The following is a 17,096-nucleotide window of genomic DNA, read 5'->3' as shown; positions in this document are numbered from 1 at the left end:
GGTTATTTTAAAGTTTCCAACATTTCATCTATCAGGGCATCGAGGTTACTGCCTCTTACCAATGCTTTGTCCGCAGGGAACAGTGTAGAGCGGAACAGGGCTTTGTGGTTTACCGACTGCTCCCGGCGGAACCGCTTACTGTCGGGCAGGAATGTTTTGAAAAGCGGGAAACCCAGTTTATCAATCACATCTTCATACACTTCGTAGAGTTCGGTTTTCTCCCGACCATCAACGAGATTCCAAAGCAGGTACAGCCCTTTGATTTTTGCTTTGCCGGGCGTAATCAGGGCATCATTGACCGTAATCACATATTGCAGGGTGCTTTCCAGTACCAACCTGTCAGCACTGATCGGAGCAATAATGTAATCCATGAGTGAAAGCGTGTGTACAACTGCCGGATTGTTGATTGTTCCGGGCAGGTCGAAAAATACGAAGTCAGGCTGCAATACTTCAATAACTTCCTGTGCATCTTCCATAGCATTTTCTGGGCTGCTTTCGATAACTTCATAAGCCTTTTTACCCAATGCAGAAAACTGTTCGTAAGCCATGAGCTTGTAATGGTCATCATCCATCGACATTTTTATATCACGCTCACGCATTTCCGCAATCGAGTGTTGTGGAAAGTCGCAATCAATCACGGCTACGTTATAGCCTTTCACATAGTGCAAGTAAGAAGCAACCAACACCGTAAGAGTTGTTTTTCCGGCTCCCCCCTTTTGGGTACTGAAAGCCACGTTCAAAGTTTTCTTTTCCATTGTCTGAAATTTTTAATTATTATACATCGTTTGTATCTCTGTCCGGTTGAACAACCGTCTGTCTGTTCAGCCATACGTTTGATTAGTTATCCGTTCATCTGTCCGTCCGTTTGACCGTTTAGCCATTTGGCTGTTTGTCTGTCCGTCTGTTTAGCCGTTGGAACGTTTAGCCGTTTAGCCAGTCATTTGTTTGTTCAGCCATTTGTTTAGCTATTAATCCGGCTGTATCTCCATATAGCCGACTGTATGTTTTTATATCCGTACAGCTATTCATTTAGCTATCCGGCTGTCTGTTCATACAGTCATTTTCTCTGCAAATAAAAACCTATTTATTAGCAGAATCATCACTTTTTCACGAGGTGGCAGTGAGTGGCGTCGATTTGGCAGCGAGTGGCTTCGCTGCTTGGAATACAGCACGTTACTTTAGCCTATAACTTTGCTGCATGAAATGTCGGGAGATATCCGACCGCCATTTTCGCTCGTTTACTCGCATTCATATCTGTCCCTGTTCAGGACAGATTTTATTTGCGTCATGGCAAATAGCAAGCTGTGTTTTTTGCTGCACGAAACAAGTTCTGCTGCAAAAAACGCTTGCCCCTCCGGGGGGGCGCAACCTCCGAAGTCGGTTGCTTATAATGAATCATTCGGGCGATGATTGTTAAGGCGGCAAGGGTGCCTAACGACGGATTATACCACTAAAAAATCCGACGTATGAATGAAAAAGCAAAGAATCTCCCCAAAAGGGGAAAAGGGGGTAGAAACCCCAAGAATGATCCGGCGAATTACCGTTATTCGGTAAACTTCACCGCAGTAGAACATGCCCGGTTCCTCACCATGTTTGAGCAATCAGGGCTACAATCGAAGGCTCGTTTTATCGCTGCCCGTGTTTTCGGGGACGAGTTTCGAGTGGTAAAAATCGACCGTTCCGCTATGGAATACGTTACTAAACTCACATCTTTTTACGCACAATTCCGTTCCGTTGGGACGAATTACAATCAGGTTGTAAAGGAATTGCATACCAATTTTTCAGAAAAGAAAGCACTTGCTTTGCTCTATAAATTGGAAAAGGCAACGGTAGAACTGGCAGAAACGGGGAAAAAAATTCTGGAATTATCGGAAGAATTTAAGGAACAATGGTTGCAAAAATAAACATCGGTAGTAACCTGTACGGTGCATTGACGTACAATCAGGAAAAGGTTGATAAAGGTCTGGGAAAGATATTAGGTGCGAATCTTGTGTTTGAACCTGCCGATGGACACTTCAACGTTATTGATTGTATTGAGGACTTCATGCAGTTTATCCCGTCGCACTTCCGTACCGAACAACACGTTTTCCATGTATCCCTGAATCCACATGAGGATGATGTTTTGACAGATGACCAACTGGTAGATATCGGAAGGGAATACATGAAACGATTGGGGTATGGCGATCAACCTTATCTGATATTCAAGCATGAGGACATTGAGCGGGAGCATATGCACATTGTATCGCTTCGGGTAAAAAGCGACGGAAAAAAGGTTTATGATGGAAAAGAACATGAACGAAGTAAGGCTATAACAGAAGATTTGGAACGGGAATATAACTTGCATCCGGCAGAAGGACAAAAGCAGGGTGAACAATGGGAACTAACCCCTGTCGATTTTTCAAAGGGAAACCTTAAAAAGCAGATTGCATCCGTTATCAAACCGCTGGCTTCTATGTATCACTTTCAAAGCATGGGAGAATATAAAGCCGTCCTTTCCTTATATAATATAAATGTTGAGGAACTGAAAGGCGAGGCAAAAGGAAAGCCTTATCGGGGATTGCTTTATTCCGCTTTGGATAGTGAGGGCAACAAGGTCGGCAATCCGCTAAAGTCTTCCATATTCGGGAAGTCAGTCGGTTACGATGGACTGGAAAAGCGTATGGAGAAATCTGCCGAACGCATCAAAACTAAAAACCTGAAGACACATACATTAAAAGCGGTATCGGAAGCCAAGCAGGGCAGCCAAAGTGAGAGCGAGTTCCGAGCGAAGCTAAGGCAGCAGGGTATTGATGTTCTGTTTAGGCGGAATGATGAAGGACGGATATATGGCGCTACATTCATAGACCATACTACCCGCACCATACTGAACGGTTCCCGATTGGGTAAAGAGTATTCCGCTAATGTTTTCAATGACCTGTACGGTGGAAAACAGGAACAAGCACAAGAGCCAGTCAAAGACACACGCCTTTCTGATGTTTACAATAATATTCAGCCAGGCACGCACCATGATAACAGTTACACTTCGGATAGTGTAACCGGTGGGCTTTTCTCAATTCTTAATCCGGAGCCGGAGAACCATCCTAAAGAAGAAATGCCATTACCACGTCGTAAGAAAAAAAAGAAGCGCAGGTATGGCAGGCAGATGTAATAAAATATAGGTTTTGTTTGTCATTTCACCTATACGATAAAAGACGGAATCAGGTTATTGATTTCGTCTTTTATAATTAATAACTTGCCCATTAGGATGTTGAATCAACAAAGTTATTGTCTGTAATTAACTATATTTATTCTGGATCTGCCGTGTGTTGCTTTTTTTTATAGTCAATTAAATCTTTACCCGAACCTTTCATCAGATCAATAGCCCATTTTGTTATTACTACCGAGCTTATTATACCACTCAAACAATCTAACCAATATATCTGCCAAAACATTCCGATAGTTAGGGCAATAATAGCGGTTATACTTGTTAATCCGTCAGCCAATACATGTAGGTATGCCGAGTGGATATTATGGTCACGATGCTCATGATCGTGATGCAGGAATACTGCACTTAGAGCATTTACAATCAATCCAACAATGGCAACGATAATAGCTTCCTTGAAAAATATATCTACTGGATTCATTAACCTTTGTACGGATTCAACTGCCATCAATACAGCTACAATCAGCAATGCTACGGCACTCGTATAGCCGGATAAAGCCAATAGTTTCCCTTTATTGAATGAGTGATTTTCTGTTTGTGAATACTTACGGGCTGCATAGTAAGCAACCCATGTCAGACCTAAAGCAAGTACATGGGAAGCCATGTGCCAGCCGTCAGCTAATAATGCCATTGAGTTAGTCCAGTACCCGAAGCTAATTTCTACTACCATTGTTGCGGCTGTCAGCAAAACAACCCATTTGGTTTTCTGTTCGTTGGTATGTGTATGATTTTTAGTATGCGGATGATTATTCTCCGCATGATTATGTTTATCTCCCATGATGATTAATATTTTATTTGGATAATCGTCTTATTATTTAGCTAAGAAGTTATTTATAAAATATTATTCTTGGGTGGATGCCAGATTGAGTTAATAAGATTTTGAGGAATATAATATGTGTGATCCGGTATTTTAATATCGGATTTTATGGCAAATGGTTTTTCAGGATTGTCGAAAGAATGTTCCGCAAATATAAAAGGATTAATATGTACTGTATTAAGTGAGTTATGAAAAGGCAAAGATGCGTGATTGTGATTTGCCTTTTTTTTCGTTTTATGCTCATTTTCGGAATAATGCAGTTTAAAAAAATCTTTTAAGTCAATGGATGTTTCTTCAGTGTGTTCGCAATAATGTTGGATTAAAAAAGGCAAGCGATATATTTCCTGCAAAACAGTATTAGTGAATCCTATTTGCAGGGACAGTAAAGTAACGACTATGATGGTCAAAAATTTCACGCCTCAAATTTAGCAATATTCCTTAAAATAGTAAATCACTATTTTAAGGTATTTACTTATAAGGTACCTCTTATTCCATTTTAGCGCCACTCGCTGCCAAATCGAAGCCACAAGCGACCACATGACAGAAAATCAATCATTTACAAGAACAACCTCTCTAATTTCGCTTCTCAAACTTTTAATTTTTAAAGATTATGCAACAAGAAGATGATTTAAGAGGACTTGCCAAAGTGATGGAGTTCATGAGGGCAATCAGTATTATTTTTGTAGTGATAAACATTTATTGGTTTTGCTATTACGCTTTGCGTGAATGGGGAATCAATATTTCGGTAGTTGATAAGATACTACTGAACTTTGACCGGACTGCCGGACTATTCGGTAGTATTCTTTATACCAAATTATTTGCCGTTGTTTTCCTTGCCCTTTCGTGTCTGGGAACTAAGGGAGTTAAAGAGGAAAAAATCACTTGGCCGAAAATCTATGTTTTTCTGACAATAGGTTTTATCCTGTTCTTTATGAATTGGTGGATACTTGAATTGCCATTACCTGCATCGGCTACAACAGGTTTTTACATCCTGACAATGGCAGCAGGTTATCTGTTCCTTTTGGTCGGTGGATTATGGATGAGCCGTTTACTCAAAAACAATATGTTCGACGACGTATTCAACACGGAGAACGAGAGTTTTATGCAGGAAACACGGCTATTACAGAGTGAATATTCCGTGAACCTGCCTACGAAATTCTGGTATAAGAAAAAAGAATGGCGGGGTTGGATAAACGTTGTAAATCCTTTTCGTGCAAGTATTGTGTTAGGAACTCCGGGCAGTGGGAAGTCATACGCTGTTGTTAATCAATACATTAAGCAACAAATTGAGAAAGGATTTTCAATGTACGTGTATGATTTTAAGTTTCCTGACCTTTCTACAATCGCTTATAATCATTTACTGAACAATCAATTAGGCTACAAAAAAGTCCCCACGTTTTACGTGATAAACTTCGACGATCCGAGCCGTTCACACCGATGTAATCCAATCAACCCTTCTTTCATGGAAGATATTAGCGATGCTTACGAATCGAGTTATACAATTATGCTTAACCTTAATAAAACATGGGTGCAAAAACAAGGCGACTTCTTTGTGGAATCTCCGATAATTCTGTTTGCTGCTATTATATGGTATCTCCGAATTTATAAAGACGGAAAATATTGCACATTCCCTCATGCGATAGAGTTCCTGAATAAAAGGTATGAAGATATTTTCCCTATTTTGACAAGTTATCCCGAACTGGAAAACTACCTAAGTCCCTTTATGGACGCGTGGCTTGGGGGCGCAATGGAACAGTTGCAGGGACAGATAGCAAGTGCTAAAATACCGCTTTCAAGAATGATTAGCCCGCAATTATACTGGGTAATGAGCGGTGATGAGTTCACGCTTGATATAAACAACCCTGATGATCCGAAGGTATTAGTCGTAGGCAATAACCCCGATAGGCAAAATATATACGGCGCAGCTTTGGGACTTTACAATTCCAGAATAGTTAAATTGATAAACAAAAAAGGGCAATTAAAGAGTTCGGTCGTAATCGACGAATTACCGACAATTTATTTCAAAGGTCTTGACAATTTGATCGCAACAGCCCGTAGTAATAAGGTTGCTGTGCTTTTGGGCTTTCAGGATTTTTCGCAGCTAATAAGGGACTACGGGGATAAGGAAGCAAAAGTTGTGATGAACACCGTAGGAAATGTTTTTAGCGGTCAGGTTGTGGGAGAAACTGCAAAAACATTATCCGATAGATTTGGTAAAGTCTTACAGAAACGCCAGTCTATGACTATTAACCGCAATGATAAATCGACCTCTATAAGTACCCAGATGGATAGCTTGATACCACCGTCCAAAATCAGTAACTTGACACAAGGGATGTTTGTCGGAGCGATTGCCGACAACTTTGATGAACGTATCGAGCAGAAAATTTTCCATTGTGAAATAGTTGTAGATAATGCAAAGGTAGCTGCCGAAACTAAGGCTTATCAATCTATTCCTATTATTACCGACTTTAAAGACGAAAACGGAGTAGATAAGATGAAAGAGCAGATACAGCTCAACTATAACCGTATCAAAGAGGAAACCAAACAAATTGTTGCAGAAGAACTACAACGCATTAAGGATGATCCTTCATTGGCTCATTTATTACAGCAACAAGAATAAATATACATATATATATAATGTAGGAGAGCCGGATTTCCGGCTCTTTGTTTTTCCTATAACGCCACTCACTGCCAAATCGAAGCCACAAGCGACCACCTGCCGAAAAATCAACAGCTAACCTCTTGATTACCGCTACTTTTATTCTGCATTAATAGTGATGCAGAACAAAAACAGTTTTTATTATGGATGAAAAATTAAATCCGAAAGACAAAGTTCTCCTGATGCGAGATGAAGGAGAAGGCAACAAACTCAAAGTCGTGAAAGGCATCGACAAAAAAGGTAAAATTGATGCCATTGATCCCATGAAGGCGAAGCAAACCGATTTTATCAAAATTGACAAACACGCCGATCCCCTTGAAAACTTTTTCAAAAACTTCTTTAATCAAGCTAAAAACCCGTCGCATACAGGATTCTATGCGGTTACCGTCGATATGCTTGATAAAGTATTAAAACTAAGTGATGAAGATTTGGAGAAGTATCGTATCAATCCGAAAGATTATATGAATCAGCAGGAACAATCCACCAAAGAGAGTGAAAAGCAAGTTCAAACCGAAAAAAAAGAAGAAAAAATGGAAGCAACACCAGCAACCGAACAGAAGACCGAATTTAAGCAATTCGACACAAGCCGTATCCCTGAAAGTGAATATCAGAAATACGGTATCAAGCCCGAAAATCTGGAGGGCGAACTCAAAGCCATGAGTTACGGGTATAAATCTCCGCACCTTGTAGATATCAACCCCAAAATAGAGGGAGTAGAATATCCCATGAAAGCCCGTCTTTCACTGGAGGAACAGCCGGATGGCAGCCTGAAATTTACCCCGCATCCATACCAACAGCAGGTTGATTTGGAAAAACCGTTTCAGGGCATTATGCTCCCCAATGACGTAAAAGAAAACCTGTTAGCAACGGGTAACAGTGGTAGGGTGGTAGAACTGGAGCCAAGACCGGGCGAAAAAGTACCGTCGCTTATTTCTATCGACAAGCAGACTAACCGTTTGGAAGCCGTACCCCTTGATAAGCTCACAGTATCTCAAAACCTGAAAGGTGTTGAGTTATCTCCTGAACAACAACAGGCATTAAAAGAAGGGAAAAAGGTACTCGTAGAGGGTATGACCTCCAAAAAGACAATAGGTACCGATAATCCTAAAAAATTCGATGCTTATGTTCAGTTTAATGCAGCCAAAGGCGGTTACGATTTCAATTATGACGGATTAGACCGCAATAAGTATCAGCAGAACAATAGACAGGAACAAAGCCAGAACGGAGAACAGCAGAACCAAGTCCGTATTCCTAAAAAACTTTTAGGCGTTGATTTGGACGATAAACAACAAAGTTCTCTCCGGGAAGGAAAAGCCGTCTATGTTCAGGGTATGATGAAAGACGGAAAGGGCGAGCCTTTCAATGCCTATGTAAAGGTCAATCAGGAAAAAGGCAAACTGGATTTCTTTAAGTGGAACCCGGACAGAGCCAAAAAGCAAGGTGCGGATGTGAAAGTTGCCGAAGGCAATAAGACACAGGTAGCAGTCAATTCACAGGGTAAAACCAATGAAGCAACCAAACATTCAAATGAACCCCTGAAACAAGGTCAGCAAAACCCGACCGAAAAGCAGCAAGAGCAGAAGCAGATTAGGAAACCTGTGAAAAAGTCCACAGGACATAAAATGTAATACCAACCACTAAAAAATCCAATAGTAAATGAAAGTAATAATTGCAGAAAAGCCAAGCGTAGCCCGTGATATAGCGGCTATCGTTGGTGCGGATAACCGCAAGGACGGTTATTTAGAAGGGAACGGATATTGTGTAACGTGGGCATTTGGCCACCTCATAGGACTGGCAATGCCGCAGGACTATGGTATTACAGGATTTCAGGCTGAAAACCTACCGATACTTCCTGCCGAATTTAAGTTATTGCCTCGTCAGGTAAAGGACGGTAAAGAATACAAACCTGATCCGGGCACAATGAAACAACTTAAAGTTATCAAAGAGTTATTTAATAAATGTGAGCGTATAGTGGTTGCGACCGATGCAGGACGTGAAGGGGAGTTAATTTTCAGATATATATATAATTATCTGGAGTGTTCCCGCCCTTTCGACCGTCTTTGGATAAGCTCTCTCACGGATCAGGCTATCCGCAAAGGATTGGAGAACCTACGTCCGGGAAAAGAGTACGACAACCTGTATCGTTCGGCAAAAGCCCGGAGCCAAGCCGATTGGGTTGTCGGGATAAACGCTTCACAAGCCCTGTCAATATCAGCCGGGCACGGCGTATGGTCATTGGGACGGGTGCAAACACCTACACTCGCCATGATATGCAGCCGTTATCTGGAAAACAAAGATTTCAAACCGCAAACCTATTTTCAGGTAAAATTGCATACGGCAAAAGATGCAACCCAGTTCGCCGCTATTTCCACAGAACGGTACAACACAAAGCAGGAGGCAGACGACATCTTAAACCGTGTCCGATCCGCCGAATCCGTAAACGTGATAAGCGTAGAAAAGAAAGAAGCCAATCAGGAACCGCCATTGCTCTACGATTTGACTACTTTGCAGAAAGAAGCGAACAGCCGCCATAGTTTTTCAGCAGATAAAACCCTGTCGGTAGCCCAGTCGCTTTACGAAGCGAAACTTATTTCCTATCCAAGAACGGGCAGCCGTTATATTTCCGATGATGTTTTTGCCGAGATACCCGCCCTTATAGGTCAGTTATCCGGTTACGCTCCATTCGGCAACTATGCAAAAATAATGTCAGGGGCAAGCCTGAACAGGCGTTCTGTAAATGATAAGAAAGTAACAGACCACCATGCTCTGATTATCACCGAAAATATGCCGAAAGATATTTCAGCCGACCAACGTATCATATACGATATGATTGCTGCCCGAATGTTGGAAGCCTTTTCCGGCAAATGCACCAAAGAAAACACAAGCGTTTCTTTGGATGCTTCGGGCATTGCTTTTTCAGTCAAAGGTAGCATTATCCTTATTCCCGGTTGGCGTGCCGTATTGAACGCACCTGATGAAGAAAAAGGCGAAGACGATGCTCCGGCACTTCCATCCCTGTCCGATGGGGATGTACTTCCCATTAACGGAACGGACTTACTGGAGAAACAAACCAAGCCCCGCCCATTACATACGGAAAGTAGTTTATTATCTTCTATGGAAACCTGTGGTAAAGACCTTACCGACGAAACGGAACGGGAAGCGCTCAAAGAATCGGGTATCGGAACACCTGCCACCCGTGCCGCTATTATCGAAACGCTTTTCTCCCGTGAATATATTCAGCGTGAAAAAAAATCCCTTGTTCCTACCAATAAAGGATTGGTAGTCTATCTGGCTATCCGTGATAAAAAAATAGCGGACGTAGCTATGACCGGAGCATGGGAAAGCGCATTGAATAAAATAGCAACGGGAGAAATGGATGCCGATACCTTTCATAGAAGTATCGAAGTATATGCCGCACAGATTACCACCGAATTACTGGAGAAGAAAATCGAAGGCGGCAATACAAGAGAGAGCTGTCCATGTCCGAAATGTAAAAACGGTCAGGTAGTAATATTCCAAAAGGTTGCAAAATGTAACAATGAGGCTTGCGGACTGACAGTATTCCGGAATAAATCAGGAAAAGACCTGACGGACGGACAACTGAAAGACCTGCTTACCAAAGGCAAGACAGGTACTATCAAAGGCTTTAAGAGTAAAGAAAATAAGCCTTTTGATGCTGCCGTAGCTTTTGATGCAGAGTATAAAACGATATTCCAATTTGATAATTCCAAAAAGAGGAAAAAGTAATGAAAATAAGTTTGTTATTAAATTTAGGACAGGCATTGACGAGAAATGCAAATCTGGATAAGCCGACTAAAATGCTATATTCTTTTATTGATTATTGTAAAAGTCATGATTTTCCATATCCTACTATTCCAAGAATCGGAGAATTTATTTCATTGGAAGAGTTCTTTATAGAATGGGCGAAATCGCTTGATGACTGCGAATTAAATATGCTTGATAATATTAATTCGCTAACTACGTGTATCGGTAAGGAAATTAAGGTCATCAATGTTATTCACAATGTAAATCGCTCAGTCCTGTACTGTTCTGACTTGTATAAATTGGAATAAAACAGCTATCTTTGCCACTAAGAAGTTCATATGGCACAGGTTTTAATGAGAAATTATTAAATCTATCCTATTGAATTTTTTAGTGGTGGCACTGGGGAGGGATACCCCGGTGCCTTTTGCTTATCCGTATCAATAGTTTTCCACTAAAAAATTCATAGTTATGAAATACAATTCAAATTTAGAGCCTGCGGAAATGTCATACTTCCGGCTCAATCTACTTTCTTATTTACGTGATTCCCACCCCGACAAAGCAAATGACCTTTCATTTATTGCCGGACGTGGGGATATGGCAGCCGAAGCGTACAGCGAAGCCGTAAAAAGCGGTTTAGACCATATTCAAGCTGCCGAAATTGCAAACGAAGCCTTATTCAAAGGCTTACACTTTTCACCTTATAATATAGTAGTTGAAATACTTTGGAACGAGTTTTTCGACGAAGTTTCTCCGGGTGGTGCCCAGGCAAAGGCAAAAGAACTAATGCCCGAATGTCAGGCGGTATTTGCTAAATACAACCTTAGTGATGATTATGCCGAAACGACAGAGTACCAGTCGCTTTATACAGAGCTTGTCGGCACGATCCTGATACTGCTCGAAAATGAGTTACAATAAGCGAACTCATTTGCGTCAGAATATTGACGCAATAAAGTTAGCGTTAAGGCTCGACAAGGAACAAAAAAAGGCAACACCCGAAGAACGGGAAATACTCGCAAAATATTCAGGCTTTGGAGGGATTAAGGCAATCCTTAACCCTGCCGACAAACCCGAAGATATTGAGCGGTGGTCTAAATCCGAAGTCGAGCTTTTCCCGTTGGTGCAAGAACTCCACGAGGTACTCCGTGAAAGTTCTCCCACACCGGAAGTTTACAAACGCTATGTCAGTTCCCTGAAAAGTTCTATCCTTACGGCATTTTATACGCCGAAGCCTGTTATTGATGTGTTAGCGGATGCACTAAAGGATAGCGGTATAACTCCGACACGCTTTTTAGAACCCAGTGCCGGAACAGGTGCGTTTATTTCTTCTTTCAAAGATATTGCACCTGAAGCTAACGTAACCAGTTTTGAAAAAGACCTGCTAACAGGTAAAATTCTATCGCACCTTTATCCTGATGATAAGGTACGGATTGAAGGTTACGAAAAAATGGAAGGACGCTATTCACAGCATTTTGATGTGATTGCATCTAATATCCCTTTTGGAGATGTTTCGGTATTCGATCCGCTACTGTCCAACCATGAAATACCCGCCGTCAAACAATCGACACAGGCGATACACAACTACTTTTTTGTAAAAAGTGTCATGTCGGCCAGAGAAGGCGGGTTAATCGCCTTTATTACCAGTCAGGGCGTACTCAATTCGGAACAAAACAAACCGATACGGGAATACCTGATGAACTCTTGCGATGTTGTTTCAGCTATCCGTTTGCCGAACAACCTCTTTTCCGACCATGCCGGAACTGATGTCGGCAGCGACCTGATTGTATTACAACGGAATAATAAAAATATAGTTCCAAGCCAACGACAGCAGGATTTTATCGAATCCCGCAAATTATCTAACGGCATATCTATTAATAACCTGTTCCGTGATTTCAACAGAGTAGTACAAACCCGTTCCAAAATCGACACCGATCCATACGGCAAACCTGCTATTGTTTTTACCCATGAAGGCGGTATTGAGGGAATAGCCACAGATTTGCGGCAAATGCTGAAAGATGATTTTTCAAAACATTTGGATTTGCAGCGTTACCAAAACTATGCACAGGAAAACCCGGCACAGTCGGTAACACAACAATCTCAATCTGCAAAATTGGATAACAGCAATCAGATAACCGAACAGGATATTCAGGAATTAAGTGATTACGCTTCTGAAATGGACAGAAAACTGTATGCCGAACGTCCGCCACAACCCGAAGATTTTGGAATTAAAGAAAAAAAGCAGAATGAAACAGAAGAAAGACAACCGGCTGCTCCAAATACTTTTAGAGGTACTCTTTTCGATATGGATGATCCTGCCATTAAAAAAGCGCCGACTACGGAGGCGAAACCCCAGTCCGTAACGCAGGAACCATTAATAACGCTCTATGACCTTTTCGGCTTTACCCAAGAGGAACGCAGTCAGGTAAACAAACCCAAAAAGAGAGGTAGAAAATTCAAATTACAGGCAAGCAAGTCAAAGGAACTGCCGTTTATGGACTGGCGGGAAGAAATGGCGCATAATGCAGCGCAGCAACGGGAAAAGCTACAACAGGAAAGCGCCGAGGCCTATCCCGTATTCGATGCCCGTCGGGAGGAAGAACTGGAACGACTGAAAGAAGAAGCCGAACGGGAACAGCAGGAACGTATGAAGCCGATTCCCTACTATAATGCGGAAGATATGCCGTCCCATTACCGTGAAGGCTCTCTCATAACTGACGAAAATAATCGTATCGGTTATTTGCGCGATTTAGACGGATTTCAGCCGATGTTCCATCCGCTTCAGCTCACAGGGACACAGCAGGCGAAAGCATCCCTTTATATTGAAATACGGGATACTTACCACCACCTGTATAATAACGAAGCAACAAGGCTGGAAGCCAATCCCGCCTTGCGTGAAATGTTGAACAGGCTTTACGATGATTTTACCCGTCGTTTCGGAAATATAAACGATGCGAAAAATCTAAGCCTTATTAAAATGGATGCCGGAGGAACAGAAATTCTCTCCCTTGAACGCTATGTGAATGGCAAAGCGGTAAAAGCCGATATTTTCCAACAACCGGTTGCTTTCAATCCGAACGAGATTACCCATGCGGATAACGCACGGGAAGCCCTGACCGCTTCGCTTAATAAGTATGCCCAAGTAAACCTTGAATATATGGCAGGGCTTACAGGCAGTACTTCGGACGAAATACTGGAGGAGCTGAAAGGGCAGGTGTTTTTCAATCCGATGATAGGGGCTTATGAAATTAAAGACAAATTCATAAGCGGCAATGTTATTTCCAAAGCGGAACATGTTGAGCGGTATATAGAAAACCACCCAGACCACGAAACGACAAAAGAATCATTAAAGGCTCTCAAAGAAGCAATACCCCGCCCGATACCGTTCGAGGATTTGGATTTTAACTTTGGAGAGCGGTGGATTCCGTCTGGTATTTACAGCAAGTATGCTTCGCATTTGTTCGATACAAACGTATCGATACATTACGCACAAAGCCGTGATGAATATACTCTGAAAGCCGACAGCAAGAATATCAAGATATGGGATCAGTACGCTGTTAAATCAACAAACCGGACTTTCGACGGTATCGCCCTGATGAAACACGCCTTACATAATACCTCTCCCGATATTACGAAGAAAGTCAATAAGATGATTGACGGGGAAATCAAAGAGGTCAAAGTGCGTGATTCCGAATCAATCCAACTCGCCAACTCCAAGATTGACGAGATACGGAACGGTTTTGTAGAATGGCTGAATGAACAATCTGAGGAGTTCAAAGACCGACTGGCAGATAAATACAACCGCACGTTTAATTGTTTCGTCCGTCCGGAGTATGACGGAAGCCAGCAAGAGTTTCCGGGACTTGATTTGAAAGGCTTGGGTATTCCCGATTTGTACAAAAGTCAGAAGGATGCGATTTGGATGGATAAACTCAATGGCGGGGGTATAATCGACCATGAGGTGGGCGGCGGTAAAACCCTGATAATGTGTGTAAGCGCCTACGAGAAAAAACGTTTGGGATTGGTAAATAAACCGCTCATTATGGCTCTTAAAGCCAATGTGCATGAGATAGCCCAAACTTTCTGTACGGCTTACCCCAATGCCAAAGTGCTGTATCCGGGCAAAGAAGATTTTACCCCTGCAAAACGGGCAAAGATCTTCAACGAAATGAAGAACAACAACTGGGATGCTATCATTTTAACACACGAACAATTCGGTATGATACCCCAGTCGCCCGAAATACAGCAACGGATATTACAGGCGGAACTCGATTCGGTGGAAGAAAATCTGGAAGTATTACGGGCACAGGGCAAGGAGATTTCCCGTGCAATGGAGAAAGGCTTGGTCAAGCGACAACTGAATCTTGAAGCTAAGTTGAGTAATATCGCCTATCAGATTGAAAACCGGAAAGATGATACGGTCGATTTCCGTTTAATGGGTATCGACCATTTGTACGTTGATGAGAGCCACCGCTTCAAGAACCTGACCTTTACCACCCGGCACGACAGGGTTGCAGGTCTGGGAAATGCCGAAGGCTCGCAACGTGCCTTAAATATGCTTTTCGCCCTGCGTACCATTCAGGACAAGACGGGCAAGGATTTGGGGGCTACTTTCCTTTCGGGTACAACCATTTCCAACAGTTTGACAGAGTTATACTTGCTTTTTAAGTATCTTCGGCCAAACGAATTGGAACGACAAGGTATTAATACATTTGATGCGTGGGCGGCAATCTTCGCCAAGAAGTCGATAGACTATGAATTTTCAGTTACCAATGAAATTGTGCAAAAAGAACGCTTTCGGTATTTTATCAAAGTACCCGAATTGGCAGCTTTTTATGCCGAAATAACAGACTATCGTTCTGCGGAGGATATTGGTATCGACCGCCCTGTAAAGAATGAAATTCTGCATAATATTCCACCAACACCCGACCAACAGGAGTTTATACAAAAGTTGGTAGAGTTCGCCAAAACAGGTAAAGGTGAAATATTAGGACGTGCGCCATTATCGGAAAGCGAAGAAAAAGCAAAAATGCTTATCGCTACCGATTACGCGCGAAAGATGTCCCTCGATATGCGACTGATTGATCCAGTTAAATATGGCGACCATGTGGACAACAAGGCTTCCCATGTGGCTAAAATGGTATCAGACTACTACACAAAATTCAAAGACCACAAAGCAACCCAGTTCGTTTTCTCCGATTTAGGCACTTACAAACCCGGAGAATGGAACCCATGCTCCGAGATAAAGCGTAAACTGGTGGATGACTATGGAATCCCGGCTCACGAAATACGCTTTATTCAGGAAGCCAAAACGGATAAGGCTCGTAAAACCATGATTAAGGATATGAACGAGGGTAAAATCCGTGTATTGTTCGGCTCTACCGAAATGTTGGGAACCGGAGTAAACGCCCAGAAACGATGCGTTGCAATCCACCATTTAGATGCGCCTTGGCGACCGTCAGACTTGGAACAGCGGGACGGTCGGGGCATTCGCAAGGGCAATGAAATTGCGAAGCTATATGCGGATAATAAAGTAGATGTACTTATCTATGCTGTGGAAAAATCGTTAGATGCGTACAAGTTCGGTTTACTTCACAACAAGCAGCTTTTCATTCGCCAGTTGAAAAATAATTCACTGGGTAGCCGTACTATCGACGAGGGAAGTATGGACGAAAAAGGCGGTATGAACTTCTCTGAATATGTGGCAATTCTTTCCGGCAATACCGAATTACTGGAGAAAGCACGATTGGAAAAGAAAATCGCTTCTTTGGAATCCGAACGACAGGCATTCATGCGTGGCAAGTCATCATCACGTTACAAATTGGAGGATATTATATCCAATGTAGAGCAAAACAACGGGTTTATTAGCCGTATATCCAAAGATATTGAAGCGTTTAACACCCGTGTTCAGCATCAGCCGGACGGTATTACCCGCCTGAATCCTGTTCAGTTAGACGGATTACAGGGCAGTAACCCAAAAGAAGTCGGGCTGAAGCTAAATGAAATAGCCGACAAAGCCCGCACACATGGAGCGCATGAGAAAATTGGTACACTTTACGGTTTTGATTTAATGGTAAAATCTGAAACCACTAATAAAGATGGCTTCGATGTTATACAAAATCGTTTCTTTATTAAGGGAGAGGGCAATATTCTCTACAATTATAATCACGGGGTAATGGCTACTGATCCGAAGACCGCAGCACAAAATTTCCTGAATGCACTCGATACCATGCCTAAACTTTTGGAGAAGTATCAAGCGGATAATGAGAAGTTGCAAAAGGATATACCTGTACTGAAAGAAGTAGTCGAAGGTACTTGGCGTAAGGAACCGGAACTGAAAACCCTGAAAGACGAGTTAATAAAGTTGGATAGGGAAATTCAGCTCTCACTTACTCCAATCAGTGAAACTGAAGGACAAGCGGAAACTGTACCTGATAAGACTGTTTCTACTACCAATCAGAACCAGTCGCAAGGCAAGACCGAAACATCGACTGTTCGGGATGCACCATTGCCAAATACTTTGCAGGGAGTTAAAGAAATAATGGGCGATAGGCTTGTTATTGCATCGGTGGGTGGTAGTCCGCCGAAAGTGGATAAAAAGGATTCTTCTAAAAATTTCAAACTGTAAAAATAAAGCCCGTGCCTGTCATCACGACGGT

10 protein-coding genes are annotated in these 17,096 nt (G+C 42.2%); 8 read left to right on the top strand and 2 right to left on the bottom strand.

The genetic code is table 11. The features are described 5' to 3' along the window. Positions 1-2 precede the first annotated feature (2 nt). Complete coding sequence (locus D0T66_RS02365) at positions 3-755, bottom strand: ParA family protein (protein WP_129733328.1); 753 nt, start codon at positions 753-755, stop codon at positions 3-5. Between the two features lie 711 nt (positions 756-1,466). On the opposite strand from D0T66_RS02365, the gene mobA reads away from it, so the two are divergent. Together mobA and mobB are read left to right on the top strand one after the other, a co-directional pair. After that, the gene (mobA, locus tag D0T66_RS02360) at positions 1,467-1,904 is read left to right on the top strand and encodes a conjugal transfer protein MobA (RefSeq protein ID WP_129733329.1); all 438 of its coding nucleotides are present in this window, start codon (positions 1,467-1,469) and stop codon (positions 1,902-1,904) included. Then, positions 1,889-3,148, top strand: coding sequence for a conjugal transfer protein MobB (gene mobB / locus D0T66_RS02355; RefSeq protein WP_129733330.1), 1,260 nt, complete (start codon positions 1,889-1,891; stop codon positions 3,146-3,148). Before mobA ends, mobB begins: the two co-directional genes overlap by 16 nt. Positions 3,149-3,284: 136 nt before the next feature. Here mobB and D0T66_RS02350 read toward each other — a convergent pair whose 3' ends face one another. Further along, positions 3,285-3,980 carry a cation diffusion facilitator family transporter gene (locus tag D0T66_RS02350; RefSeq protein WP_129733331.1) on the bottom strand — a complete coding sequence of 232 codons (696 nt, stop codon included), beginning with the start codon at positions 3,978-3,980 and terminating at the stop codon, positions 3,285-3,287. A gap of 649 nt (positions 3,981-4,629) precedes the next feature. Between D0T66_RS02350 and mobC the strand changes: the two genes are divergently transcribed. The 6 genes from mobC (at position 4,630) to D0T66_RS02320 (ending at position 17,065) form a co-directional block, all read left to right on the top strand. Next, on the top strand, positions 4,630-6,639 hold the full coding sequence (mobC, locus tag D0T66_RS02345; protein WP_185154804.1) for a conjugal transfer protein MobC: 2,010 nt from the start codon (positions 4,630-4,632) through the stop codon (positions 6,637-6,639). Between the two features lie 182 nt (positions 6,640-6,821). Continuing rightward, positions 6,822-8,306 (top strand): DUF3945 domain-containing protein, encoded by a 1,485-nt coding sequence (locus D0T66_RS02340; protein ID WP_129733333.1) that lies wholly within the window; start codon positions 6,822-6,824, stop codon positions 8,304-8,306. A 28-nt stretch (positions 8,307-8,334) separates the two neighbouring features. Further along, a complete protein-coding gene (locus tag D0T66_RS02335) occupies positions 8,335-10,425 on the top strand; it encodes a type IA DNA topoisomerase (RefSeq protein WP_129733334.1) in 2,091 nt (696 codons plus the stop codon). Then, a complete protein-coding gene (locus D0T66_RS02330; protein WP_129733335.1) occupies positions 10,425-10,751 on the top strand; it encodes a hypothetical protein in 327 nt (108 codons plus the stop codon). The genes D0T66_RS02335 and D0T66_RS02330 overlap by 1 nt, the downstream gene beginning before the upstream one ends. A 160-nt stretch (positions 10,752-10,911) precedes the next feature. Continuing rightward, positions 10,912-11,358 (top strand): DUF1896 family protein, encoded by a 447-nt coding sequence (locus tag D0T66_RS02325; RefSeq protein ID WP_129733336.1) that lies wholly within the window; start codon positions 10,912-10,914, stop codon positions 11,356-11,358. Continuing rightward, on the top strand, positions 11,345-17,065 hold the full coding sequence (locus D0T66_RS02320) for an N-6 DNA methylase (RefSeq protein ID WP_163355362.1): 5,721 nt from the start codon (positions 11,345-11,347) through the stop codon (positions 17,063-17,065). The genes D0T66_RS02325 and D0T66_RS02320 overlap by 14 nt, the downstream gene beginning before the upstream one ends. The last annotated feature ends 31 nt before the right edge of the window (positions 17,066-17,096 follow it).

This window comes from Dysgonomonas sp. 25 (assembly GCF_010501075.1).
In the GTDB taxonomy this organism is placed as follows: domain Bacteria; phylum Bacteroidota; class Bacteroidia; order Bacteroidales; family Dysgonomonadaceae; genus Dysgonomonas.
Note: the sequence above shows the minus strand (reverse complement) of the source record. Positions and strands in the feature narration are given on the sequence as shown.